This is a genomic window from Mesorhizobium sp. LCM 4576 (assembly GCF_001854815.1).
GTDB lineage: Bacteria > Pseudomonadota > Alphaproteobacteria > Rhizobiales > Rhizobiaceae > Mesorhizobium > Mesorhizobium plurifarium.
In genome coordinates, this window is record NZ_MDDT01000024.1 from 278,937 (window position 1) to 303,403 (window position 24,467).

General features: G+C 65.2%; 24 protein-coding genes. 13 read left to right on the forward strand and 11 right to left on the reverse strand.

Annotation, left to right across the window (positions count from 1 at the left end; translation table 11 throughout):
- Positions 1 to 109: 109 nt before the first annotated feature.
- Together LCM4576_RS14360 and LCM4576_RS14365 are read left to right on the forward strand one after the other, a co-directional pair.
- Entirely contained in the window at positions 110 to 2,374 is a 2,265-nt protein-coding gene (locus LCM4576_RS14360) for a transglycosylase domain-containing protein (RefSeq protein ID WP_071032669.1), read from the forward strand.
- 64 nt (positions 2,375 to 2,438) lie between these two features.
- Positions 2,439 to 3,188 carry an SDR family NAD(P)-dependent oxidoreductase gene (locus LCM4576_RS14365; protein ID WP_040990340.1) on the forward strand — a complete coding sequence of 250 codons (750 nt, stop codon included), beginning with the start codon at positions 2,439 to 2,441 and terminating at the stop codon, positions 3,186 to 3,188.
- A 2-nt stretch (positions 3,189 to 3,190) separates the two neighbouring features.
- Here LCM4576_RS14365 and LCM4576_RS14370 read toward each other — a convergent pair whose 3' ends face one another.
- Entirely contained in the window at positions 3,191 to 4,108 is a 918-nt protein-coding gene (locus LCM4576_RS14370) for a zinc-binding dehydrogenase (protein ID WP_071032670.1), read from the reverse strand.
- A 124-nt stretch (positions 4,109 to 4,232) separates the two neighbouring features.
- Between LCM4576_RS14370 and LCM4576_RS14375 the strand changes: the two genes are divergently transcribed.
- A complete protein-coding gene (locus LCM4576_RS14375) occupies positions 4,233 to 5,039 on the forward strand; it encodes a helix-turn-helix domain-containing protein (protein WP_071032671.1) in 807 nt (268 codons plus the stop codon).
- 6 nt (positions 5,040 to 5,045) lie between these two features.
- Here the strand turns inward: LCM4576_RS14375 and ybaL are convergent, their stop codons facing one another.
- A complete protein-coding gene (gene ybaL, locus LCM4576_RS14380; RefSeq protein ID WP_071032672.1) occupies positions 5,046 to 6,845 on the reverse strand; it encodes a YbaL family putative K(+) efflux transporter in 1,800 nt (599 codons plus the stop codon).
- 217 nt (positions 6,846 to 7,062) lie between these two features.
- Positions 7,063 to 7,503: a host attachment family protein gene (locus tag LCM4576_RS14385; protein ID WP_071032673.1), complete on the reverse strand. Its 441-nt coding sequence runs from the start codon at positions 7,501 to 7,503 to the stop codon at positions 7,063 to 7,065.
- A gap of 419 nt (positions 7,504 to 7,922) precedes the next feature.
- Between LCM4576_RS14385 and cysG the strand changes: the two genes are divergently transcribed.
- The 6 genes from cysG (at position 7,923) to LCM4576_RS14415 (ending at position 13,666) form a co-directional block, all read left to right on the forward strand.
- Positions 7,923 to 9,386, forward strand: a complete 1,464-nt coding sequence (gene cysG / locus LCM4576_RS14390) for a siroheme synthase CysG (RefSeq protein ID WP_071032674.1) — start codon at positions 7,923 to 7,925, stop codon at positions 9,384 to 9,386.
- Positions 9,383 to 9,676, forward strand: coding sequence for a DUF2849 domain-containing protein (locus LCM4576_RS14395; RefSeq protein WP_040990335.1), 294 nt, complete (start codon positions 9,383 to 9,385; stop codon positions 9,674 to 9,676). Before cysG ends, LCM4576_RS14395 begins: the two co-directional genes overlap by 4 nt.
- A gap of 43 nt (positions 9,677 to 9,719) precedes the next feature.
- The gene (locus LCM4576_RS14400; RefSeq protein ID WP_071032675.1) at positions 9,720 to 11,390 is read left to right on the forward strand and encodes a nitrite/sulfite reductase; all 1,671 of its coding nucleotides are present in this window, start codon (positions 9,720 to 9,722) and stop codon (positions 11,388 to 11,390) included.
- On the forward strand, positions 11,365 to 12,129 hold the full coding sequence (locus LCM4576_RS14405) for a phosphoadenylyl-sulfate reductase (RefSeq protein ID WP_071032676.1): 765 nt from the start codon (positions 11,365 to 11,367) through the stop codon (positions 12,127 to 12,129). Before LCM4576_RS14400 ends, LCM4576_RS14405 begins: the two co-directional genes overlap by 26 nt.
- A 169-nt stretch (positions 12,130 to 12,298) precedes the next feature.
- Complete coding sequence (locus tag LCM4576_RS14410; RefSeq protein WP_040990332.1) at positions 12,299 to 12,832, forward strand: DUF934 domain-containing protein; 534 nt, start codon at positions 12,299 to 12,301, stop codon at positions 12,830 to 12,832.
- Between the two features lie 213 nt (positions 12,833 to 13,045).
- Positions 13,046 to 13,666, forward strand: coding sequence for a DJ-1/PfpI family protein (locus tag LCM4576_RS14415; protein WP_071032677.1), 621 nt, complete (start codon positions 13,046 to 13,048; stop codon positions 13,664 to 13,666).
- Positions 13,667 to 13,724: 58 nt separating this feature from the next.
- Here the strand turns inward: LCM4576_RS14415 and LCM4576_RS14420 are convergent, their stop codons facing one another.
- On the reverse strand, positions 13,725 to 13,943 hold the full coding sequence (locus LCM4576_RS14420; RefSeq protein WP_071032678.1) for a hypothetical protein: 219 nt from the start codon (positions 13,941 to 13,943) through the stop codon (positions 13,725 to 13,727).
- A gap of 216 nt (positions 13,944 to 14,159) precedes the next feature.
- Between LCM4576_RS14420 and grpE the strand changes: the two genes are divergently transcribed.
- Together grpE and LCM4576_RS14430 are read left to right on the forward strand one after the other, a co-directional pair.
- The gene (gene grpE / locus LCM4576_RS14425; RefSeq protein WP_071033142.1) at positions 14,160 to 14,792 is read left to right on the forward strand and encodes a nucleotide exchange factor GrpE; all 633 of its coding nucleotides are present in this window, start codon (positions 14,160 to 14,162) and stop codon (positions 14,790 to 14,792) included.
- Positions 14,793 to 14,889: 97 nt separating this feature from the next.
- Entirely contained in the window at positions 14,890 to 15,528 is a 639-nt protein-coding gene (locus tag LCM4576_RS14430) for a trimeric intracellular cation channel family protein (protein ID WP_071032679.1), read from the forward strand.
- Positions 15,529 to 15,613: 85 nt separating this feature from the next.
- Here LCM4576_RS14430 and LCM4576_RS14435 read toward each other — a convergent pair whose 3' ends face one another.
- From LCM4576_RS14435 to LCM4576_RS14465, 7 genes are all read right to left on the reverse strand, one after another.
- The gene (locus tag LCM4576_RS14435) at positions 15,614 to 16,501 is read right to left on the reverse strand and encodes a GNAT family N-acetyltransferase (protein ID WP_071032680.1); all 888 of its coding nucleotides are present in this window, start codon (positions 16,499 to 16,501) and stop codon (positions 15,614 to 15,616) included.
- A gap of 183 nt (positions 16,502 to 16,684) precedes the next feature.
- Complete coding sequence (locus LCM4576_RS14440; protein WP_071032681.1) at positions 16,685 to 18,961, reverse strand: PAS domain-containing hybrid sensor histidine kinase/response regulator; 2,277 nt, start codon at positions 18,959 to 18,961, stop codon at positions 16,685 to 16,687.
- Positions 18,962 to 19,073: 112 nt separating this feature from the next.
- On the reverse strand, positions 19,074 to 20,063 hold the full coding sequence (locus LCM4576_RS14445; protein WP_071032682.1) for an MDR family oxidoreductase: 990 nt from the start codon (positions 20,061 to 20,063) through the stop codon (positions 19,074 to 19,076).
- 108 nt (positions 20,064 to 20,171) lie between these two features.
- Positions 20,172 to 20,660 carry a signal peptidase II gene (lspA, locus tag LCM4576_RS14450; RefSeq protein ID WP_071032683.1) on the reverse strand — a complete coding sequence of 163 codons (489 nt, stop codon included), beginning with the start codon at positions 20,658 to 20,660 and terminating at the stop codon, positions 20,172 to 20,174.
- Between the two features lie 10 nt (positions 20,661 to 20,670).
- Positions 20,671 to 21,531: an RNA methyltransferase gene (locus LCM4576_RS14455; RefSeq protein ID WP_071032684.1), complete on the reverse strand. Its 861-nt coding sequence runs from the start codon at positions 21,529 to 21,531 to the stop codon at positions 20,671 to 20,673.
- On the reverse strand, positions 21,532 to 22,614 hold the full coding sequence (locus LCM4576_RS14460; RefSeq protein ID WP_071032685.1) for a class I SAM-dependent rRNA methyltransferase: 1,083 nt from the start codon (positions 22,612 to 22,614) through the stop codon (positions 21,532 to 21,534).
- Between the two features lie 87 nt (positions 22,615 to 22,701).
- Positions 22,702 to 23,187, reverse strand: a complete 486-nt coding sequence (locus LCM4576_RS14465) for a hypothetical protein (protein WP_071032686.1) — start codon at positions 23,185 to 23,187, stop codon at positions 22,702 to 22,704.
- Positions 23,188 to 23,287: 100 nt separating this feature from the next.
- On the opposite strand from LCM4576_RS14465, the gene LCM4576_RS14470 reads away from it, so the two are divergent.
- On the forward strand, positions 23,288 to 23,998 hold the full coding sequence (locus LCM4576_RS14470) for a YafY family protein (protein WP_071032687.1): 711 nt from the start codon (positions 23,288 to 23,290) through the stop codon (positions 23,996 to 23,998).
- A gap of 70 nt (positions 23,999 to 24,068) precedes the next feature.
- Positions 24,069 to 24,440 (forward strand): VOC family protein, encoded by a 372-nt coding sequence (locus LCM4576_RS14475; protein ID WP_071032688.1) that lies wholly within the window; start codon positions 24,069 to 24,071, stop codon positions 24,438 to 24,440.
- The last annotated feature ends 27 nt before the right edge of the window (positions 24,441 to 24,467 follow it).

Here is a 24,467-nt window from a genome sequence, read left to right on the forward strand (position 1 = left end):
GCAAGGAATTTCAAATGGYTGGGCGGCCATCAATTTAACGCGCCTTTAAACCGCCGCATCTAGTCTTCAACCCGAACGCCATCGGCACCGGGGCAGCAAGCAAGAGCGTATGGCGAACCGCAGAGACAGTCGCATCGAACCGAGCTTCGAGGGATCGCCGCGCGCGAGATCCTCCGAGGGCTTTTCGGTCAGCGAGGAGGATCGCGTCGTGCCGGGCAGTCGTAAATCCGCTTCGAAGGGCAGGTCCGCCAAGGCGAAATCGCGAGGTAGCGGACGTGGCCGCGACCGCAGTCGGCGCGGGCTGCTCGGCATCGCCACGCGGCTTGWCTACTGGTGCTTCGTGTTCTGCATCTGGGGCGGCATCGCGGCGGCCGGCATCGTCGTCTATTACGGCGCCAAGATGCCGGCGGCGACGACATGGTCGGTCCCGGACCGCGCGCCGAACATCAAGATCGTCTCGGTCGATGGGCAGCTTATCGCCAATCGCGGCGCGTCGGGCGGCGAGGCCGTCGGCCTGCACGAAATGTCGCCCTATATCCCGGAGGCCGTGGTCGCCATCGAGGACCGGCGCTTCTATTCGCATTTCGGCATCGACCCGATCGGCCTGTCGCGCGCCATGGTCACCAACCTCATCGGCGGCCATTTCTCGCAAGGCGGTTCGACGCTGACGCAGCAACTGGCGAAGAACCTCTTCCTGACGCCGGACCGCACCCTGGAGCGCAAGGTGCAGGAAGTGCTGCTGGCGCTCTGGCTCGAGCACAAGCATACCAAGGACCAGATCCTCGAAATGTACCTCAACCGGGTCTATTTCGRCTCGGGCGCCTATGGCGTCGAGGCGGCCTCGCGGYGGTATTTCGGCAAGAGCGCGCGCGACGTGTCGCTTTCGGAGGCGGCGCTGCTGGCGGGCCTGCTCAAGGCGCCGTCCAAGCTTTCGCCGGCGCGCGACCCGAAGGCGGCCGAGGAGCGGGCGCAGCTTGTGCTCGCCGCCATGCGCGAGACCGGCAAGATCAGCGACAAGGAATACAAGACGGCGCTGAGCGCGCCCGCGACGCGCGCGCCGTCCTATTGGACCGGCTCGGAAAACTACGTCGCCGACACGGTGATGGACGAACTCCCCGACCTCATCGGCGACGTGCGCGGCGACATCGTCATCAACACCACCGTCGACCTCAACCTGCAAAAGCTTGCCGAACAGTCGATCCGGAGGCTGATCGACGAGAGCGGCAAGAAGCTCAACGTCACCCAAGGAGCGCTGGTGTCGATCGACGATTCCGGCGCGGTGCGCGCCATGGTCGGCGGCTATGACTATTCGACCAGCCAGTTCGACCGCGCCTCGGAAGCGCGCCGGCAGCCGGGCTCCGCCTTCAAGCCCTTCGTCTATATGGCGGCGCTGGAAGCCGGCCGCACGCCGGACAGCATCCGCAACGACGCGCCGATCAAAATCGGCAAATGGACGCCCGACAATTACGGCGGCAAATATTACGGCAAGGTCACGCTGGCCACCGCTTTGGCCAAGTCGCTGAACTCGGTGGCGGCACAGCTCACCATGGAAGTCGGACCCGACGCCGTGGTGGAAGCCGCGCATCGGATGGGCATCCAGTCCGATCTGCAGGCCAACACCTCGATCGCGCTCGGCACCTCGGAGGTGACGCCGCTGGAGCTGACCGCGGCCTATGTGCCCTTCGCCAATGGCGGCTACAAGCCGGACATCCATTTCATCCAGCGCATCACGACAGCAAACGGCAAGGTGCTCTACGAGGGTAGCGCCGGTAGCGCGCCGCGCGTCATCAAGGCCGATATCGTCGGCATGATGAACTCGATGATGACCGGCACCGTCGAGGTCGGCACCGCCAAGAAGGCGGCGTTCAACTGGCCCTCGGCCGGCAAGACTGGCACCAGCCAGAACTCGCGCGACGCCTGGTTCGTCGGCTACACCGCCAATCTCACCACCGGCGTGTGGTTCGGCAATGACGACGGCAGCCCGATGAAGAAGGTCACCGGCGGCGCCTTGCCGGCGCAGGCCTGGCACGAATTCATGGTGGCCGCGCATGAAGGTGTGCCGGTGAGGCCGTTGCCCGGCACCTGGAAGTCGACGCCGTCCGATACGATCGTGCCCGACGAGATCCCGTCGGCGGATGCCTCGCAGCCGCCGCCCGCGCCGCCGGCCGCCGTCGGCCAGCCGGCGCCCACCGCCCAGGCGCCCGCGCCGGCACGTCAGGTGCGCCCGGCCCAGACCGTCGATGCGGACGGCTTTGACATGCCGAGCGACAACGGGTCGACCGCCTCGATCAAGCATCCAGTGCCGCCCGGCGATGTCGGCGGTCCGACCAAGAAGCACCGAACCTCGATCCTCGACATATTGAGCGGGGGCTGAAGCGGCACTTCGCCTCTCGCAATGGCTGCCGCCTTCGGCTACATGTCCGGCCGGAGACAGAACCATGGCCGAGACCGACAGCAGAAAAACCATCGTGCTCACCGGCGCCAGCCGGGGGATCGGCCATGCGACGGTGAAGCGCTTTTCGCGCGAAGGCTGGCGAGTCATCACCTGCTCGCGCCAGGCCTTTGCCGAGGACTGCCCGTGGCCGGCCGGGCCTGAAGACCACATCAAGGTCGATCTCGCCGACCAGGAGGATGTCGGCATCGCCATTTCGGAAATCCGCCACCGATTGGAAGCGCATGGCGGGCAGCTGCACGCGCTGGTCAACAATGCCGGCATCTCGCCGAAGCTGAAGGACGGCAGCCGGATGAACTCGATCGACACGCCGATGCATGTCTGGCGCGACGTGTTCCAGGTCAATTTCTTCGCGCCGATCATGCTGGCCAGAGGCCTGTTCAAGGAGCTCGCCGCTGCCAAGGGCTCGATCGTCAACGTCACCTCGATCGCCGGGACCCGCGTGCATCCGTTCGCCGGCACGGCCTATGCGACGTCCAAGGCGGCGCTCGGCTCGCTGACGCGCGAGATGGCGCATGACTTCGGTCCGCACGGCATCCGCGTCAACGCGATCGCGCCGGGCGAGATCGACACGGCGATCCTGTCGCCCGGCACCGACAGAATAGTCGAGACGATCCCGCTGAGAAGGCTGGGCGCCACGTCGGAAGTGGCCGACATCATCTACTTCCTGTGCTCGGGCCAGTCGTCCTACGTGACCGGCTCGGAAATCCACATCAATGGCGGCCAGCACGTCTAACTTCAAGCCATGGTGACGACGGCCTTGCCGCTGAAGCTGCGCTGCCGGAGCGCGTCCAGGGCCTGGCCGATGTCCGTCCACGGCACGGTCATGGCCACGCGGGTTTCCAGCCTGCCGGCGGCGGCCAAGCCAAGCAGCCAGGCGATGTCGGCGCCTATGGCTGAGCCGGACGTGTAATAGGCGAAGGTCTGCAGCCTCGCGCCCTCGTGGCCTGGGACGAACTGGCGGAACCCAACCGGCGTGAGCTCGCCGCTGCTCGAGCCGAACATGACGATCGTTCCGCCCGGGGCGACGCGCTCGATCGCGTCGGCGAGGCTTTTGCCGCCGACCGACTCGGTGATCAGCGAAAACGGCCCCTCCGCCAGTTCGATCGACTCGACGACCTGCCCGGYGCCCAGATCGCGAAGATCATCGTGGTGCCGGGCCGAGGCGATCGCCGTCACCGAAGCGCCTTGCTCGCGGGCGATCTGGATCTGGAAGCGGCCGACCGCGCCGCTCGCGCCGGTGATCAGGACCCGCTGGCCGGCGAGATCGCCACCATGGCGCAAGGTCCTCAGTGCCGTCGTGCCCGCCACCGGCAGCGTGGYGGCGGAGGCGAAGCTTACGCCCTCGGGTATGACGGCGAGCCGGTCGGTCGGAACGGCGACATGTTCGGCCCAGCCGGCCTGGTCGACCAAGGCCGCGACGCGCGTGCCCGCGGCCGGGCCCGAGCCGTCGGCCGCCGCGCGTTGGACAAAGCCGACGATGTCCTGGCCGGGTATCCAGCCATCAGGGCGGATGGCGAGCAGGCGCAGCTCGCCACGATTCAATGATGTCGAATGAACTGTCACCAATGCTTCATTCGCCTTGCAGCTTGGCTCGTCGGCTTCGGTGAGTTTCAGCCGGCTGGGGCTGTCGGAAGAAATTGCGAGAGCGAGCATAGGTCCACCTTTGAAATTGACGCCTGGGAGACGCGATCGGCTGCGACGGAAAGGCTTAACCTATCGACTTTTGGGTTTGAAAAATTTAGAGATAAAGCCAAATGATCGCTAAAAGACGTCAAGCATGAGACAGCCACTCCGCTGGCCCTGGCTGGATTTCGATGTCGATCAAGTGGCCGCGCCGGCGATCGCAATTGGCGTCGACGTCACCGAGACCAGGGCCGAGGTGCGCGAGCATTGGCATCGCAAGGGGCAGCTTGTCTTCGCGCTCGGCGGTGCCGTCACCTGCCGCGTTCCGAACGAGCTTTGGATGGTGCCGCCRCATTGCGGGGTGTGGGTGCCGAGCCGCATGGAGCACAGCAACATCGCGACGGCCAATGCGAGGATTTTCTTCGTCTATATCGAGCCGGGCGCCGCCGACCTGCCGGATCGGTGCTGCACGCTGTCGATCTCGCCGCTGCTGCGCGAGGTGATCATCGAACTGTCGGAATGCGCGCCACACGACGCGCGGTGCGATTTCCTGGGAAAGGTCCTGCTCGCCGAACTGCCGCTGATGCCCGTGCAGCAATTGCACCTGCCGATCTCGGCCGAGCCGCGGCTGCGACGGATCGCCGAAGCGCTTGCCGACGACCCCGCCGATCGCGGCACGCTGGCGCAGTGGGCGGATCGCGTGGCGCTGAGCGAAAGCAGCCTGGCGCGTCTTATCGTCAAGGAGACGGGCTTGAGCTTCGGCCGCTGGCGCCAGCAACTGCACTTGATCGTCGCGCTCAGGGAACTGTCATCCGGCGCCAGTGTGCAACAGGTGTCGGGCGATCTCGGCTATCACTCCGTCACCGCCTTCATTACCATGTTCAARAAGGCGCTGGGTAAGCCACCGGCGAAATATCTCAGCGATATCGCGCGGAATGGTGGCTCCGCCTTCGTTGCATGAGCCACGTCAGGCGGGTTGGGGATCGACCACCATGGCGGGACCGGACGGACCGGTGTTTTTGCCGGTCACCACCTCAACGATCCCCCGCGCGATCTCGCGCTCGCCCATGATCACGGTGTCGGCGCCGAGCCCTTTCAAATGCTCGACCTCGGCGTCGGAATGAGCGCGGGCAATGACGTTGATCTCCGGATTGGCCGCGCGGGCCCTGAGCACAACCTGCCCCGCCTCGAAGGCATTGGGAATGGCGAGGATCAGCCGCTTGGCGCCCTCCGGATTGGCGGCCGCGAAGACATCCGCATTGGCGGCATTGCCGGCGACGGTCTCGACGCCGTCGTCGCGCAGCTTCGCCAGCGTCTTGTCGGCGTCCTCGATCACCAGGAAGGGCAGGGCGGCTTCCTTCAACGCCGCGCCCACAAGACTGCCGACGCGGCCATAACCGATCAGGATGGAATGGCCGGCAAGCGCGGTCCTGGGCGGCGGGCCGTCTTCCTTTCCTGACGTTGCCTGGACCGAAGCGACCTGGCCGGGCTCGGTCGCCGGGCCGATCGGCTTTGCCTCCTCGGGCGTAGCCGTCTTGCCGGCGCGCTTTTCCAGCCACGGCTTCATCCAGTCGACAACGAGGAACATCAGCGGATTGAGCAGGATCGACAGGATCGCGCCGGCCAGGATCAGGTCGCGGCCCTGTTCGGGCAGCAGTTTCAGGCCGACGCCGAGCTCGGCCAGGATGAAGGAGAATTCGCCGATCTGGGCAAGGCTCGCCGAAATCATCAGCGCGGTCGCGATCGGATAGCGGAAGGCGACCACGATGACGAAAGCCGCGATCGACTTGCCGATAATGATGATCGCTAATGTGGCGAGGATCGRCAGGCCGTTGCTGATCAGGCTGAGCGGGTCGAACAGCATGCCGACCGAGACGAAGAACAGCACCGAGAAGGCGTCGCGCAGCGGCAGTGATTCTTCCGCCGCGCGGTGGCTGAGTTCGGATTCGCTCATGATCATGCCGGCGAAGAAGGCGCCGAGCGCCAGCGAAACGCCGAACAGCTTCGCCGCGCCGAAGGCGACGCCGAGCGCGATCGCCAGCACCGAGAGCCGGAACAATTCCCTGGAGCCGGTATGGGCGACGTAATGCAGGATCCACGGGATCACCCTGCGGCCGACCACCAGCATCACGACGACGAAGGCGGCGACCTTGGCGAATGTTGCGCCGACGACGCCCCATATGCCGTAGCTGGCGGGCAGCGAAAGCAGGCTCGCATGGTCATCGACCTGCGCCTGGCCGCCAAGCACGCCCGCGAGCGCYGGCAACAGCACCAGCGCCAGCACCATTGCCAGATCCTCGACGATCAGCCAGCCGACGGCGATGYGGCCACGCTCGGTCTCGATCAGCCGCCGCTCCTGCATGGCGCGCAAAAGCACCACGGTCGAGGCGACCGAAAGCGCCAGGCCGAAGACCAGGCCGGCGCCCAGCGACCAGCCGAGCAGCCAGGCAAGCCCGACGCCGAGCAGCGTCGCGAAGCCGATCTGCACGATGGCGCCCGGCACGGCGATGGCGCGGACGGACAGAAGGTCCTTCAGCGAAAAATGCAGGCCGACGCCGAACATCAAAAGGATGACGCCGATCTCCGCGAGCTCGTTGGCGAGGCTGGCGTCGGCGACGAAACCCGGCGTGTTCGGGCCGACCAGGACGCCGGCGACAAGATAGCCGACAAGCGGCGGGATGCGGAAACGGTTGGCTAACGCCCCGAAGACGAATGCAAGCCCCAGACCGGCGACGATGGTGGCGATAAGGGGTGTGTCATGCGGCATTGTCTATGGAGCGCCTTTCGAAAATTCACGATGTCGGATGGGCGCCCGCCGAGGCCGTCGCCTTCGGCAATATGGTAGAGGGAGCGGCGATGACGCAACCACCGCCGCGCAGAAAACGACGCTCAAGGAGTGCGCGGACCGGAAAATCGGCGCCCCGCCGACAAAGAGACGGCTTCGGGACGCGATCCAGCCTCGAAGCCGCTTTCTTTTCGCCGCCTTATGCCGCTTGCAGCAGGTTCTCGATGTCGGAAATCGTGTGGTTGGTGAGCGTCTTCGGGATTTCGGCCTGCACCTTGYCGCTGACTTCCTTATGCAGTTTCTGGCGCATCTCGCCAAGCACCTGCGGCGGCGCGATCAGCACGACCGCGTCGAACGCACCACCATGCGCGAGCTTGTAGAGCCGGTCGGCAATCTCGACGGCGAAGCGCTCCTTGCCCAGACGGTGCCAATCGGTTTCTTCGACGGCGCTGCGGGGGCCTTCATTGCTTTGCCGGCCCGGCTTGTCGCTGCCTTGCTCGCGCGTTGCCGGGTTCTCCTGTTCCATCTCCTGCACCACTTCCAGATTCGGGAACTTGCTGTCGCCCTGGTTGCGCAGGAAGAGCGCCTTTTCGCCATCGGCCACGATGACCCACAATCCGCGCTTCAGCTTGACGCTCATGGCCTACCTCCTTTGCTTTGCATTGTTGTCGATCGACGGCGCTCGGGATCGACAGTATGATCGCTAGGCAAACGAGCCGCGGAGCATGATGGTTCCGATCTGGCGGTAGCGCCTTCGACTGCTCCGGCCAGGCGTTGCCGGGTGCCGAACAGCAAGGTCGGCTTTAATCTACCAAGTTAGTAGAATTTAGAAAAAACTGTTTTGCCGCTTTCCCGACCCGGTGCTAAAAATTGCGACGGATCAAGGCGGTTTCTCACCTCGCCCTGTCCGTCCCATTCTTAAAGTAGAATTTTTTTCTCTTGCCCTTCGCGGCTGCGAAAAAGCGATTGCCTGCTGTTCGGCGGCACGCGAGTGCTTGCCTTCTGGTTTTTGGCCAGCCCGCGTAAAACTGCCAAACTGTTCCAATATTGCTCGTTGCCATGCCGCCGACCAACACCAAGCTCAATGCCTTTCCCGTCTTCATGCGGGTCGATGGCGAAGCCGTGGCCATCGTCGGCAACGGCGAGGAGGCGCTTGCCAAGGCCAGGCTGCTTGCGCAGTCGAGCGCGGTGCTGCGCATCATTGCCGACAATGCCAGCAGCGGTCTGTTGGACTTCATCGCATCGGCCGGCGCCGTTCGCATCGAGGCGGCATATGAAGCGGCGCATCTCCGGGATGCGGCCCTGGTGTTCGCCGCGAGCGGCGACGAGGCGCTCGACCGTCGCGTAGCCGAGGACGCGCGGCGGCTGGGCATCCCGGTCAACGTCGTGGATCGGCCTGAGCTCTGCGATTTTTTTACCCCGGCCCTGGTCAACCGCGCGCCGGTCGCCGTCGCCATCGGCACCGAAGGCGCCGGACCGGTTTTGGCGCAGATGCTGCGCGGGCGCATCGATCGCATGCTGTCGCCGTCGCTCGGCCGGCTGGCGGCGCTCGCCGCGTCGTTCCGCACCGCCGCCGAGAAACTGCCGAAGGGCAATCGCCGCCGCCGCTTCTGGAGCGATTTCTTCGCCGGCGCACCGGCCAAGGCCATCGAAGCAGGCGAACTCGCCGAGGCGCATGGCGCGGCGCTCGAGCTTTTGACCCAGGATGCCCCGGTCGAAGGGCATATCGCGCTGGTCGGCGCCGGCCCGGGCGCGGAGGATCTTTTGACCTTGCGTGCGCACCGCCTGCTGATGGAGGCCGATGCCATCGTCTATGACGCGCTGGTGCCCGAGGCGATCGTGGCCATGGGCCGCCGCGACGCCGAGCGCCTGCCGGTCGGCAAGCGCAAGGGCTGTCATTCCAAGAGCCAGGAAGAGATCAACGCGCTGCTCATCGAGCTTGGCCGCGCCGGCAGCAAAGTGGTGCGGCTGAAGTCCGGCGACCCGCTGGTGTTCGGCCGCGCCGGCGAGGAAATGGCGGCGCTGCGCGGCGCCGGGGTCGCCTATGAGGTGGTTCCGGGCGTCACCGCGGCCTTCGCCGCCGCCGCCGATTTCGAATTGCCGCTGACGCTGCGCGGTGTGACTTCCTCGATGGTGTTCACCACCGGGCACGATCTCAAGGGCAACTCGCTGCCGGACTGGGCAAAGCTTGCCATCTCCGGCGCGACCGTCGCCGTCTATATGGGCCGTTCGGTTGCCGCCGAGGTCGCCGGCCGGCTGATCGAAGCCGGGCTGTCGCCGGACACCGCCGTCGCCGTCGTCGAGAACGCCAGCCTCGGCACTCGCCGTCGTTTCCATGGGACATTGGCCGACCTGCCGTCCCTGGAGGCGCGCGCCGACCTCACCGGCCCGGTGATGACGATCATCGGCGACGCCGTTGCCGGCGCCAATTTCGAACGATCCGAGCCGCTCGCGGCACATAGATGTGAAGATACGGGGCATGAGGGCGCGGCTTCAGCTGTCGCCCAAGGAGTTGAGCAATGAAGGTACTGACCGCGAACAGGCTCTCCGACGGCATCGCCGTCTGGTACGCCGCCGGCGGCTGGGCGGAGACGGTCGGCCATGCCGATGTCGCGCATGACAAGGCGGCGGAGGATCGACTCGAAGCGATCGGCGCCGCGGCCGCCGCCAACAATGAGGTCCTGGACGTCAACGTGATCGACGTCACCATTGTCGATGGTTTGGTCGAGCCGGTGCGGCTGCGCGAGAAGATCCGCGCCGCGGGCCCAACCATCCACCCCGATCTCGGCAAGCAAGCGGAACGAGCCGCTTAAATCCAAGGAAGGCAACGGGCGGACGCGCCCTGAAAGACAAAGCATGTACCGTTACGACGAGTTCGACCACGATTTCGTTCAGGCCCGTGTCGCCGAGTTCAGCGACCAGGTAAAGCGCCGGCTTGCCGGAGAGATCAGCGAGGACCAGTTCCGGCCGCTCAGGCTGATGAACGGCGTCTATCTGCAACTGCATGCCTATATGCTGCGCATCGCGGTGCCTTACGGCACGCTGAACAGCCGGCAATTGCGCATGCTCGGCCATATCGCGCGCAAATACGACAAGGGCTACGGCCATTTCACCACGCGCCAGAACCTCCAGTTYCACTGGCCGGCGCTCGCCGATGTTCCKGCGATCCTGGCCGATCTTGCCAGCGTTGAGATGCATTGCATCCAGACCAGCGGCAATTGCATCCGCAACGTCACCGCCGACCACTTCGCCGGGGCGGCCGCGGACGAGGTCGCCGATCCGCGTCCCTATGCGGAAATCCTGCGCCAATGGTCATCGGTCCATCCGGAGTTTTCGTACCTGCCGCGCAAGTTCAAGATCGCGGTGACCGGCGCCRAGCGCGACCGGGCCGCCATCCAGGCGCATGACATCGGCCTGCATCTGAAGAAGAACGCGGCCGGCGAGCTGGGCTTCGCCGTCTATGTCGGCGGCGGCCTGGGCCGCACGCCGATGATCGCCAAGAAGATCCGCGACTTCCTGCCGGAAGCCCAGTTGCTGTCCTACTGCACGGCGATTCTGCGCGTGTACAACCTCTACGGCCGCCGCGACAACAAGTACAAGGCGCGTATCAAGATCCTGGTGCACGAGACCGGCGTCGAGGAAATCGCAAGGCAGATCGAGGCCGAGTGGCAGGAGCTCAAGGACACCGAGCTGAAGCTGCCGGAGGCCGATATCGCGGCGATCAACGCCTATTTCGCGCCGCCGGCGCTGTCGGCCCGGCCGGAAGGCGATGCTGTCGTCAAGCAGGCGCGGCTCGATTCCAAGAGCTTCTCGGAATGGCTGGACCAGAACGTCGTGACGCATCGCCATCCCGATTATGCGGCGGTGACGATTTCGCTCAAGGGCATCGGCGAGGTGCCCGGCGACGTCACCGACAGCCAGATGGAAGCAGTTGCCGACATTGCCGAGAAATACGCCTTCGACGAACTGCGCGTCAGCCACGAGCAGAACCTGATCCTGCCGCATGTGGCGCGCGCCGATCTCAAGGCGGTTTACGACGCGCTGGTGGAGATCGGCCTGGCGACTGCCAATTCCAACCTGATCAGCGACATCATCTCCTGCCCGGGCCTCGATTATTGTTCGCTGGCCACGGCGCGCTCCATTCCRGTGGCGCAGGAAATCTCGCGCCGCTTCGCTTCGCTCGAGCGRCAGCGCGAGATCGGCGAATTGAAGCTGAAGATCTCCGGCTGCATCAATGCATGCGGCCACCACCATGTCGGCCATATCGGCATCCTCGGCGTCGAGAAGAAGGGCACCGAGCTCTACCAGGTGACGCTTGGCGGCTCGGCCGACGAAAACACATCCGTGGGCGAGATCATCGGCCGCGGCTTCTCCTCGGAAGAGATCACCGATGCCATCGAGCAGATCGTCGACACCTATCTCGGCCTTCGGCTCAATCCCGACGAACGTTTTATCGACGCCTACCGCCGTGTCGGTCCCGCGCCGTTCAAGGAGGCGCTCTATGCTGGCGAAACCAAGGCCGCTTGACCGTACCGGCAGCGTGGAGACGGGCGTCGCCGCGGAAGCGGCGGGGCTCGACGCGCTGCACGGCCATCTGAAGCCGATCGAGATCATCGAGCGAGCGGCGCGTGACCTGTTTCGCGGCGAGGTCGCCGCCGTGTCGTCCTTCGGCGCGGATTCGGCGGTGCTTCTGCACATGATCTCGGAGATCGACCGTTCGCTGCCGGTCATCTTCCTCGACACCGGCAAGCATTTCGAGGAGACGCTCGGCTATCGCGACGCGCTGGTGGCCGATTTCGGCCTGACCGATATAAGGGTGATTCAGCCGGAGGAGGCCGCGCTCGAACGCGTCGATCCGACCGGCAGGCTGCACGAGACCGACACCGACGCCTGCTGCAATGTGCGCAAGGTCGAGCCGCTGGCGCGCGGCGTCGAACCGTTCCGCGCCTGGTTCACCGGACGCAAGCGCTTCCAGGCTTCGACGCGGGCGGCGCTGCCCGTCTTCGAGGCGGTCGGCTCGCGCATCCRTATCAACCCGCTGGCTCACTGGACGACCTCGGACCAAGCCGACTACATGCGCGCGCATGCGCTGCGCGAAAATCCGCTGGTCGCCTATGGCTATCTCTCGATCGGTTGCTTCCCCTGCACGCAGCCGGTGCAGCCCGGCGAGGACGCGCGCAGCGGCCGCTGGGCTGGGCACGCCAAGACCGAGTGCGGCATTCACCTCTCCGGACTGGAAAAGTCGCTGACCGACGCCTCACTTTAGGATACGCCTGATATTCAGGTGAGGCCGGCCTGCAAATGGCGACTTCCTGTGCTTCCGGTGCTCACGTACTTCAAGTACGCTCCGCTCCGGTTCTCGGAAGTCACCATTTTCGGCTCGGCCTCACCTGAATCTCGGCATATCCTTGGAATCTTTAGGACTTTAGGATTTGATGACTGGATCGACGACAGCGGGGACCCGCCTTTGGACCCCGGACGGTTTTCGCGAAGACGAGTGGACGCACGCCGAAAGCGCCGAAGCGCTTGCCGGTAATGGCCGTTTCGTCCTGCCGCTACAGGTTTTTCTTGGGCTGGATGAGGACGTTCGCAAGTCAGCCAAGGAGCGCCTCGGGGTGTTGCTGCAGCCCGGCGACGAGCTCGACAAGATAACCGGCCTGCTCGACCAGTTGTCCCTGGTGGCGCTCGCCTTTCCGGCCTTCAATGACGGCCGCTCCTTCTCCAAGGGCGAATTGCTGCGGGCCCGGTACCATTTCAAGGGCGCCGTGCGCGCCACCGGTCAGGTGCTGGTCGACCAGCTTCCGCATATGCTGCGACTTGGCTTCGACGAGTTCGAGGTCTCCAACCCGGTGCTGTTGAAGCGCCTGGAGGAAGGCAAGACCGGCGGCTTGCCGGTGTACTATCAGCCGGCGGTGGAGGCGGAACCCAGGGGGCCGAAATATTCCTGGCGGCGCAAACGTCCCGGCTGACTCTGTTTTTCGAGCGGCGAGGGTACGGTGCTGGTCTGACCAGCGCCGCACAGGGCGGCGGCCGGATCGGCCCAAAATAGGTCTGGAACGAACCCCGTATCGTTCTGGTCGGACCACATTGGCGATTCAGGCTTTCCCTTCGGCTGGCCTGCGCTTAGGGTAGGGGTCATTATTTCGGACCGCGAAATAACAGCCAGCCAAAGGAGGAAGAGCATGGCCGGTAAGAAAATACTGATGCTCGTTGGCGAGTTCAGCGAGGAGTATGAGATTTTCGTGTTCGAACAGGYCATGCACGCGGTGGGCCACACCGTCCATGTCGTATGCCCGGACAAGAAGGCGGGCGACGTGCTGAAGACCTCATTGCACGACTTCGAGGGCCACCAGACCTATACCGAAAAGCTGGGCCACGACTACATCCTCAACAAGACCTTCGCCGAGGTGAATCCGGCCGATTACGATGCGGTCTATGCGGCGGGCGGGCGCGGGCCGGAATATATCCGCATCGACAAGCGCGTGCAGGCGCTGGTCAGGCATTTCCATGAGACCGGGAAGCCGATCTTCACGATCTGCCACGGCGTGCAGATCCTGATCGCGGTCGATGGCGTGGTGCGCGGCAAGGAGGTCGCGGCGCTGCAGTATTGCGAGCCGGAAGTGACGCTTGCCGGCGGTACCTATATCGATGTCGCCCCGACCGGGGCGCATGTCGACGGCAATCTGGTTTCAGCCAAGGGCTGGCCGGGCCTCGCGGCCTTCATGCGGGAATGCCTGAAGGTGCTCGGCACGGAAATCCGTCATGGCGAAGCGCTGATGCGCGATGACCGGAAGGCGGCCTGAACTTGTCTTTTGCATAATTCCGGACGGAAAACCCTACACACTTTTCCTGGAATTGCTCTTAGTGGCGGCGCGCGGCAATTGAGCGCCGCCCGCCGTCCGCATTCTCCGCCTCTGCATCGTCGAGGCGGTCAAGCAGATCACTTAGCCGCTGGGGCATCTCCTTTTCCAGGCGAAATGCCGGCAAGGTGCGCAGAAAGCGCTTCGTTACCTCGCTGCCGGCCTGCCGCCGGATATCGTTGGCCAGCTCGGCGCGCCTGTTGYCGTGATTGCCGCTCATGTCCCAAAATCCTGTGTCGGCTTCGAAACTCCTCCAGCCCGTTTATGGTTCCCGCAACGGCATTCGAGGGCAAGCAAAGCCGCGTGATAGGGTAAAATTTGAATTAACTTGGAACGACGGCCGGACATTCTCGGTCCGCGCTTACCCCTTGATTTTTGACCGCCAAACCTCGATATCGGGCGCAAATCCAAACCAATCCGAATGACGGGAAACGCGATGAGCGACCAGGCAAAAGACGAACGCACGCCCGAAGATATGGAAGCCACCCAGGCTTCCGGCGAGCGTGCGGAAGGTGGTGTCGACGGCGACTACGAAGCGCTGGTGCGGCTGCTGAAGGAAAACGAGGAACTGAAGGACCGTGCGTTGCGCGCGGCGGCCGAGATGGAGAATTTGCGGCGGCGCACAGCGCGCGATGTGCAGGACGCCCGCGCCTACGCCGTCGCCAATTTCGCGCGCGACATGCTGTCGGTATCCGACAATCTGCGCCGCGCGCTGGACGCGATCCCAGCCGAGGCGAAGGCCAGCGGCGACGCCGGGTTCAAGGCGCTGATCGAAGGTGTCGACCTCACCGAACGCGCCATGCTTTCGGCGCTGGAGCGCCACGGCGTGAAGAAGCTCGCGCCGGAAGGCGAGAAGTTCGATCCGAACTTCCATCAGGCGATGTTCGAGGTGCCCAATCCGGAGGTTCCGGCCGGCACCGTCGTGCAGGTGGTTCAGCCGGGCTATTCGATCGGCGAGYGCGTGCTGCGGCCGGCGATGGTCGGCGTCGCCAAGGGCGGACCGAAGACGGCCGCCGAGGCGAAGGTCGARCCGGGTCCAGTGAACGAGCAGGCCGAGAAGGATGCGTGATTAGGGAATAGGCAGTAGGCAGTAGGGGGCCGTATCAATCGCGCGGCTTCGTGTTATTTATACGCCCTTGTTCCCTACTGCCTACTCCCTACTGCCTATGCCCTTAAACCCCATCGCGCTGCTCGACTATGCCGGYGTCGCCGTCTTCGCGGCGACGGGCGCGCTTGCGGCATCGCGGAAGCAGCTCGACATCATCGGCTTCCTGTTCCTGGCCAGCGTCACCGGCATCGGCGGCGGGACGTTGCGCGACGTCATCCTCAACCTGCCGGTGTTCTGGGTCGCCAACAGCGGCTATGTGCTGATCTGCGCCGTCGTCGCGGTGCTGGTGTTCTTCAGCGCCCACCGCTTCGAATCCCGCTACAAGCTGTTGCTCTGGCTCGACGCCATCGGCCTTGCCGCGTTTTCGGTGWTGGGCGCGGCCAAGGGGCTGGCGATCACCGGCTCGCCCGTCGTGTCGGTCATCATGGGCGTGCTGACGGCAACGTTCGGYGGCATCTTGCGCGACCTGCTTGCCGGCGAGCCCTCGGTGCTGCTCAGGCCCGAAATCTATGTCACCGCGGCCCTTGCCGGCGCGACGATCTTCACCATTGGCGATCTTGCCGGCCTGCCGGCGCTGGCGTCGAGCCTGCTCGGCTTTGCGGGCGCGTTCGCGGTGCGCGGCGGGGCCCTCAAGTTCGGCTGGTCGTTTCCGGCCTACAAGAGTCGGCCGGGGCGAAGGCCGGAAGATATTCCGTGAAGAGAGGGAATAGGAGTTAGGGACTAGGCAACAGTCGTAAGAGCACGAATCGTAGCAGTTCTCCTACTGCCTACTGCCTACTGCCTCAAGCCRCGAAGCGCTGCCCTTCACCGCCATAGTAGTTGACGTAGCGGGCGCCGATCTCCTTGACCGRCATGACGACGAAGACGTCGACGGTCGAGAATTCGTGGTCGATGACGCAGCCGTCGCCGATGCGGGCGCCGACGCGCAGGTAGCCCTTGACCAGCGGGGGCATGGCGGCGATTGCCGCCTTGGTGTTCACCGCCTCGATCGGCATCAGGTCCATCGAGYAGTAGCGTCCCGGAACCGCGCGAACATCCCAGGCGGAGTTGGTGCGGCAATGATGGGCGAGATAGGTCAGCGCCTCGGCATGCGCCGCCGGCACGATGCCAYGGAAAGAGGCGCAGCCGGTCATCACGCCGATGCCGTAATGGTYGATATAGGCCCAGATGCCCTGCCAGAGCGCCTCGATGGTGCGCTTGGAGCGGTATTCCGGCAGAACGCAGGAGCGGCCGAGCTCGAGGAAGCGCTGGCCGGGATGCCGCGCGATCAGCTTGGTGAGCTCAAACTCGCCCTCGGAATAGAAGCCGCCGGCGGCTGTGGCGATCTCCTGCCGCAGCAAGCGGTAGGTRCCGACGATCCGGCGATGCTCAGGACCGGGAAGGGAGGTATCGAACACAAGAAGGTGATCGCAGAGCGGGTCGAAACGGTCGGCGTCGCGCCGGTTCTGCGCCTGGAACAGGTCCTTCCTCGCGCCGAGCTCGTCGTAGAATACCCGATAGCGGACTTCCTGGGCGGCGGCGATTTCGGCCTCGTTGCGGGCGAGCCGCACTTCGAGATTGCCGATGCGGCCCAGCGGAGCACCGCTTGCGACGGCGTCGGCGGTACGGGCAGCGAGCAGGGCGCCGCCGGCGTTCGGCCGAGTGTCACATTCAGGCACGACTGTATGCACGAGTGATTCTCCTTCGAGYCATCCCTCTTGGCACGGGGATACGGTGTAGGTGCAACAGGATTGTGACAGTACCGTGATACGACGTGGCGGGCAATACTTTGTCGGCTGGGCAATACTCTCAACCGGCTATCTTGTGGCCGCGAAAGCCAGTCAAGCCAAGGTGTTCAACGGTCAAAAATTTCCTCAGGCCGCAACCTGGCCCTCGACCGCCTGGACGAGCGCGTCCGGGTCGAGCGGCTTGGTCACGAAACCGCTGGCGCCATGGGCGAGCACGGCATGCCGGGTCTTTTCCTGGCTGTCGGCCGAAAGCACCATGATCGGGATCGGCGGCATGGCGAGCGACTCTTCATGGCGACGGATGGCGGCGATCGCATCGAGYCCGTCCATGACAGGCATATGCAGGTCCATGAGCACCACGTCGAAGYGGAACTTGAGGCCTGCATCGGTGACGGCATCGACCGCGGCCTTGCCGTTGCCGACGATCTTGACGCGATGCCCGGCCTTGAGCAGCGTGGCGCGGGCGAGCATGGCGTTGATGTCATTGTCTTCCGCGATCAGCACCGACAGGCCCTGGTCGCGCTTGCGCGAGGAAGCCTGGCGGGGCTCCGGCCGCGGCTGGACGAGCGCGGAGCCATGGCTGGTCAACAGCACCCGCAGCAGGGTCTCGCCGCGCACGGGCCTCGCGAGGAAAGTGGCGTAGCCGCTGGCGCGGAATTCGCCGAGCATGCCGCGGTCGGTCGGCGCGATCAGGGTGATGGCCTCGCAGTCGGTAAAACCCGAGTCGCGCAGCCGCTTGAGCAGCCTGCCGTCGCTGTTTTCGAGCGCGGCGTCGATCAGGAGCACGTTGCAGCCGGCAGCGAAGGGAGCGGCCTGGCTTGGTGTCGCCGCGATCTCGACGATGCCGCCATGGGCCCTGATCGTGCGGGCGATGGCATCGGCCTCGGTGGGGTTTTTCGACACGATCACCGCTCGCCGGTCGGCGAGGATGTTGTGGCGATGCGGCGGCGGCTCGGTTGCAGCGACCGCCGGTAGCTCGAGGACGAATTCGGACCCTTCGCCGAGCCGGCTCGAGACCGAGATCGTGCCGCCCATCGCGGTAGCCAGCCGCTTCGAGATGGCAAGACCGAGACCCGCGCCGCCATGCACCCTGGTCGAGGTGCCGTCGGACTGCTCGAACTCCTCGAAGATGCGCTCCATGTCCTCTTCGCGCAGGCCCGGGCCGGTGTCGGCGACGGTGAAGCAGATGCGGTCGGTGGTTTCGGTGCGCGCGCGCGCCACGGTGAGCAGCACGCCGCCCGTGTCGGTGAACTTCACCGCGTTGCCGATGAGGTTCAGCAGCACCTGGCGCACGCGACCGGGGTCGGCGGTGATCATCTGCGGCACGTCGGGCTCGACATGGYAGCCAAGGCCGATGTTCTTGGCGAAGGCTTTCGCGGCCAGAAGCTCGATGATGTTGTCGGCGATTTCACGCAGCGAGGTCGGCTGCGGCTCGGGCTCGAAGCGGCCCGCCTCGATCTTGGAATAGTCGAGCAGGTCCTCGATGAGCGCGAGCAGCGCGCTGGCCGAGGTGGAGACGGCGCCCACATAGGTGCGCTGCTCGGGCGAAAGGTCGGTATCGGCAAGCAGCTTCGCCATGCCCATGATGCCGTTCATCGGCGTGCGGATCTCATGGCTGACGGTGGCGAGGAAGCGCGACTTGGCCTGGCTCGCATATTCAGCCCGCTCGCGCGCGGTGATCAGCGAGGATTCGGCGCGCTTGCGGGCGGTGATGTCGCGGGCGATGGCCCGGTGCGAGACCGCGCCGGTGTCCTTGTCGCGCACCGACAATTCGATCCAGGAGAACCAGCGCGGCCCGTTCGGGGTGCGGATCGCGACGTCGGTGGAGCTCAGGCATTCATGATCGGAGAAGGCGGCGTCAGGGACGACGCCGACATCGATGCCGAGCTCGGACAAGGTCCTGCCGGCAAGATCGCGCGCGTCGACGTCGACAAGCGAGGCAAAGACGCTGTTGGCATAGACGATATGGCCGTCGCGGTCGCGATGGACGACGAGGTCGCCAAGCGCGTCGATCAGGCCGCGGAAGCGTTCCTCGCTCTCCTGCATCTCCCACATGCGGTCGGCGAGGGTCTCGATCTCGGCGCGACTGCGGGCGGCGGTTTCGTCGAGAAGTGCCGCGGTGCGACGCTCGTCGCGACGGCTGCGCAGATGCATGGCGAGGCCGGCAAGGGCCGCAGCAACAAGGCCGGYGGTGACGATGAGCGGCGCTCCGGTGAGATGYGCGAGCCCTGCCATGACGGCGATGGCGACGATCGTCAGGAACGRCAGGCCTTCGTGGCTGGCCGCGGGCAATTCGGGAGCCAACGGCGGCGCGGCAAGCACYTGCCGCTTCGGCGCATCGGCGATGAGCCTGTCAGCGCTCGTGGCTTTGCTGTCCTGTCTGATGTCGGAGTCCGCGACCATGCACGGACCATGCCAGACAGAGATTATGGAAGATTGGGAGGGATCGTTCGAATTTTAGCGATTGCGTGGATTCCTACCGCCTTGCGGGCGCGGGCGGAGCCGCGACTTCCGGCTACATATCTACGACGACGCGGCCCCGGATCTTGCCTTCGACGATGTCGCGCGYGGCGGCGACAATGCCGTCGAAACCGATCGTGCGCGATAATGTCGAAAGCTTCTTCRAGTCGAGATCGGTGCCGATGCGGCGCCATGCCTCCAGGCGGACGRCCTTCGGCGCCATCACCGAATCGATGCCCAGCAGCGAGACGCCACGCAGGATGAAGGGCGCGACGCTTCCCGGCAGATCCATGCCGCCGGCCAGGCCGCAGGCAGCGATCGCGCCGCCATAGGAGGTCATCGACAGGACGTTGGCCAAGGTATGGCTGCCGACCGAGTCGACGCCGCCGGCCCAGCGCTCCTTGGCGAGCGGCTTCGCCGGCTGGCTGAGCTCCTCGCGCGAGATCACCTCGGCGGCGCCGAGATCGATCAGATAGGGGCTCTCGGCGTTGCGGCCGGTCGAGGCGATGACATGGTAGCCGAGGCTGGACAGGATCGAGATGGCGACCGAGCCGACGCCGCCGGCAGCACCCGTCACCACCACCGGACCGCGGTCGGGCACGATGCCGTGACGCTCCAGCGCCATGACGGAAAGCATGGCCGTGTAGCCCGCCGTGCCGACGGCCATCGCGTCATGCGGGCTCATGCCGTCGGGCAGCGGCACCAGCCAATCGCCGTTGAYGCGGGCGCGGCCAGCGTAGGCGCCGTAATGCGTCTCRCCGACGCCCCAGCCGTTAAGGATCACCTTATCGCCCTTGCGCCAGTCGGCATGCGAGGAGGAGATCACGGTGCCAGCGAAATCGATGCCAGGAACCAGCGGCCAGCGGCGCACGACCGGCGCCTTGCCGGTGATGGCGAGCCCGTCCTTATAGTTCACCGTCGTCGCCTCGACGGCGACGGTCACGTCGCCTTCCATCAAATCGGCCTCGGTGAGGTCGACGACATCGACGGACTGCTTCTTGTCAGCATCGCGCGAAACGAGGATCGCTTTGAAGGTGTCGGTCACGTTTTTCTCCTCGGTTCTGAGCTTTACGCTTTAAGCAATTCCGGACGGAAAACCGCTGCACACTTTTCCTGGAATTGCTCGGAAGTCTGCGGCTTCAACCGCGTCAGGTCAATTGCCTGGATCCTGGGGCTTGGCCTCGCGGCCCCAGCCGATCAGTTCGTCGAAGACGACAAGCGCCGCGCCGACCGAGATGAAGGCGTCGGCGAGGTTGAACACCGCGAAAGACCAGACGGGCGTGTGGAACAGGATGTAGTCGATGACGTGGCCGTAGACGGCGCGGTCGATGAGGTTGCCGAGCGCGCCGCCGATGATGAGCGCAAAGCCGATGCGGGCGACGACATGGCCGGCCGGCGTGCGCGTGGMGAGATAGAGCACGAAGGCCACGACCAGCACGGCGATGACCACCAGGCCGGTATCGCCGAACGACTCGAACATCGAGAAGGCGATGCCGGTGTTGTAGGTGCGGAATAGGGCCAGGAAGGGCAGGAGATCGACCTTCTCCTGGAAAGCGAGCCCGTTCTCGACCAGTTGCTTGATCCACTGGTCGAGCGCAATGACGATGACGACCAGCACGACGTAAGGGGACCAGGATTTCACTTGGGAGTCCTCATCGGCTGTCGTTGGCGGGCTCGAGCTTCAACGCGCCGCGCCTTATCTCGAACAACATCACGCCGGTGGCGACCGCCAGGTTGAGCGAATCGGCCCGGCCGGCCTGGGGGATCCTGAGCAGGCGGTCGCAGCTTTCGGCGAGGCTGTCGGGCAGTCCCTGCTGCTCGTTGCCCATCAGCAGCAGAACCGGCCCCCTGGTGAAATCGACGGAGCGATAGTCGACCGCGCCCTTGAGGTGCGTGCCGACGACAAGACCCGAAAAATCGCGCCGCCAGGCGAGGAAAGCCTGCTCGGTGGCTCTCGCGACCGGCACGGCGAAGATCGAACCCATGGTGGCGCGCACCGTCTCCAGCGAGAACGGATCGGTGGTGTCGCCGACCAGGATGACGCCCCTGGCGCCGACCGCGTCGACGGTGCGGATCACGGTGCCGAGATTGCCGGGGTCGCGCACCCGGTCGAGCGCCACCCAGACATCGCCGTCCCTGGCGCGGATGTCCTTCAGCGGCACGGTCTGCTGCGCGAAGACGCCGACCACCATTTGCGGGTTTTCGCGCCGGGTGATGGCGGCCAGCACCTTTTCCGAAACTTCGAGCACCGTGCCGCCGGCGGCGACGGTGCGCGCGGCGGCCTTTTCTATCGCCGCGTTGCCGCGTCCGGCCTTGGCGAAGACCAGGGTCCTGATCGACCAGCCGAGGTCGAGCGCGTCGATGATGAGCTTCAGGCCCTCGGCCATGAAGGCGTTCTGCTGGTCGCGGAATTTCTTCAGCGCCAGCGCCTTGATGTCCTTGACCAGGGGATTGGCAAGGCTGGTGACTTCCTTGACCTGCCCAACCGGGCGGGCGCCGTCATGTGGGTTCATTCAAGCCACCCAGCGCGAGAACAGCGAGGTCGACAAAGCGCGGCCGGCCGACTTCTCGCGAATGATCAGTTCGCCGGATTCGACCGTGCCGCCCATGCCGGCAAAAGTGTCGCGCATCAGCGCATGGATGGCGAAGAAGGAGGCGCGGATCGAATAGGCGGTGAGAACGACGRCCAGCGGTTTCGGCGTCAGGATCGAGCGGCAAAGGTCGGTGAGGCCCGGCAGGTCCTCGAACAATTGCCAGACCTCGCCCTTCGGGCCTCGGCCATAGGCCGGCGGGTCGAACAGCACGATGTCGTAGCGGCTGCCGCGGCGGTCCTCGCGCTCGGCGAACTTCACCGCGTCCTCGACGATCCAGCGGATCGGCTTGCCGGAAAGGCCGGCCATCTCCTGGTTCTCGCGCGCCCAGCCGATCGCCTTCTTCGAGGCATCGACATGGGTGACCTCGGCGCCGGCGCGGGCTGYCACCAGCGAGGCGAGGCCCGTGTAGCCGAAGAGGTTCAGCACCTTGACCGGGCGCTTCGCCRCCGCGATCAGCCCGGCCATATGGTCCCAATGCGAGGCCTGCTCCGGAAAAACACCGACATGGCGGAAGGAGGTGAAGCGGCCGAGATAATCGATGCCGTCATGCTTCATCGGCCAGGTCTCACCGAGCGGCGCCTTGGGAAAGCGCCAGCGGCCGATGCCTTCCTCGTCGGTGTCGCCGGTGAAGATGGCGTCGGCGCGCTCCCATTCCTTCGCTGGAAGGGCCCGCTGCCAGATTGCCTGGCCCTCGGGGCGCACGATGCGGTAGGGGCCATATTGCTCGAGTTTTTCGCCGGCGCCGCTGTCCAGCAGCGCGTAATCGGCGTTGGGCGCGACTTCGAGGATCAATGGCAGGCGCTCGGCGGGCAGCACGCCCTCGGGGCGCGCCGGCACGCGTGGCGCCGGTTTGGCGTCCTGCCGGTCCGCCGGTTTCGTTTCGCGGCGCTCGGYGGGCGCGGCCTGATGCCGCCCGGCCGGGAACGCATCACGCGGGCGAGGCTGTTCCGCCCTTGCGGGATGCGGGCGGCCATCGCGGCGTTTGTCGCGAAAAGATTTCAAGAAGGATCATCTCCGGCGGTTCGGCCCGCTTCTGCCACAGCTAAGCCCACCGGCGCAACAAAGCCCGGCTCATTCAATGGTGGGTCGTCAGCCATGCCGAACGCCGAGCAGGCCGAAGCAGAGCGAAATGAAGCCAAGCGCCTTGGCCACAGTCACCGCCATGTGGCCGGTTTCCCAACGTAGCCGGATGGCTTCGAAGTTTTCCGGGATCGGTCCCGGCGTCCAGGTCGCGAGGATATCGTTGGCCGGTTTGACGAGGCCGAACCAGAGCGCCAGCGCGGCCGCATAGAGCAATGTGGCCGCGAGCACAAAGCGGAAGGCCGCAGCCTGGCCACGCAGCATCCAGGCAAGCAACGCCGGACAGAGGATCGCAGCGATATCGAGCGGGGCTCCGATCACGGCAAAAAGCAGGAACTGGCCGTTGAAGACCGTCGCCTCTCGCCACAGCGCCGGCGACCATTTCGTCAGCCTGGGCAGCGATTCCAGCACATGGGCAAAGGACGGCCCAAGGCTGAGCGCCGCGACGAAAACGGTCAGCACCGACCAGAAGAACAGGAAACCGCGCATCTCCATTGCGGAGACAACGGGAACGGGACGCAGGCGTTCCGTGGCATTGGCTGCTTGCCGCGATGCGCGGGCCAGCCTTATTGTCCGGCACGCCGGTTAGCCATTCATGTCCCGTTCGGAACGCCTGCTCGACCTGATCCAGATCCTGCGCCGCCATCGCCGGCCGGTGAGCGGCCGCATGCTCGCGGACGAGATGGGTGTGTCGATCCGCACGCTCTACCGCGACATCGCGACGCTGCAGGGGCAGGGCGCGCCGATCGAGGGCGAGGCGGGGCTTGGCTATGTGCTGAGGCCCGGCTTCATGCTGCCGCCTTTGATGTTCAGCGACGAGGAGATCGAGGCGATCGTACTCGGCTCGCGCTGGGTGGCGAAGCAGCCGGACAAGAGATTGGCGGTCGCCGCGGCCGATGCGCTGGCCAAGATCGCGGCGGTGCTGCCGGATGATTTGCGCGAGGATCTCGACGCGACAACGCTGCTTGTCGGACCGCGCTCGGAAAATGCCGAAGCGATCGACCTGGCCATCGTGCGGCAGGCGATCCGCGACGAGCGCAAGCTCGGCTTCCTTTATCGTGACGCCGGTGGAGCAGCATCGAAGCGCCTGGTCTGGCCGTTCGCGCTCGCCTTCTTCGACAAGGTGCGGGTGATGGTGGCGTGGTGCGAGACGCGCCGGGATTTCCGGCATTTCCGCGCCGACCGGATATCCGATCTGACAGCGACCGACATCCGCTATCCGCGCCGCCGCCAGGCGATGCTGAAAGAGTGGCGGGCGGGCCTTGACGCGCCCGGCCGGAACGGCGCGAAAGACGCTTCCGGCTGATCGCTGCTGCCAGAATCTGACAGTAGCTCTGCGTATGGTTTCCAAGGTTCAGATAGTTTGGAGATCAGATATGACCACGCCGAATTTCGTCATCCTCTATGTCGACAGTCCGGAAAAGAGCGGTGCGTTCTATGCCTCCTTGCTCGGACGCGAGCCGGTCGAATCCTCGCCGACCTTCGTGATGTTCGTGCTCGACAAAGGCTTCAAGCTCGGCCTCTGGTCGCGCCACACAGTGGAACCGGCTGCGGCGGCAGCAGGCGGTGGCGGCGAGCTCGTGATCGCGGTTGAGAACRCAGCGACGGTCGACGCCACTCACGCGGATTGGATCGGCAGAGGCCTTAAGGTACTGCAGGCGCCAACCGATCTCGATTTCGGACGAACCTTCGTGGCGCTCGATCCGGACAATCATCGCCTGCGCGTCTACTGGCCGAATGGGCAGTAGGCAGTAGGCAGTAGGCAGTAGGCAGTA

What these genes read in the sequence shown, in the direction of transcription:
- LCM4576_RS14395 (WP_040990335.1), top strand. Translation starts at nt 9,383, where the DNA reads ATGAAGGTACTGACCGCGAACAGGCTCTCCGACGGCATCGCCGTCTGG.
- LCM4576_RS14410 (WP_040990332.1), top strand. Translation starts at nt 12,299, where the DNA reads ATGACTGGATCGACGACAGCGGGGACCCGCCTTTGGACCCCGGACGGT.
- LCM4576_RS14365 (WP_040990340.1), top strand. Translation starts at nt 2,439, where the DNA reads ATGGCCGAGACCGACAGCAGAAAAACCATCGTGCTCACCGGCGCCAGC.
- LCM4576_RS14470 (WP_071032687.1), top strand. Translation starts at nt 23,288, where the DNA reads ATGTCCCGTTCGGAACGCCTGCTCGACCTGATCCAGATCCTGCGCCGC.
- cysG (WP_071032674.1), top strand. Translation starts at nt 7,923, where the DNA reads ATGCCGCCGACCAACACCAAGCTCAATGCCTTTCCCGTCTTCATGCGG.
- LCM4576_RS14455 (WP_071032684.1), bottom strand. Translation starts at nt 21,531, where the DNA reads ATGAACCCACATGACGGCGCCCGCCCGGTTGGGCAGGTCAAGGAAGTC.
- LCM4576_RS14465 (WP_071032686.1), bottom strand. Translation starts at nt 23,187, where the DNA reads ATGGAGATGCGCGGTTTCCTGTTCTTCTGGTCGGTGCTGACCGTTTTC.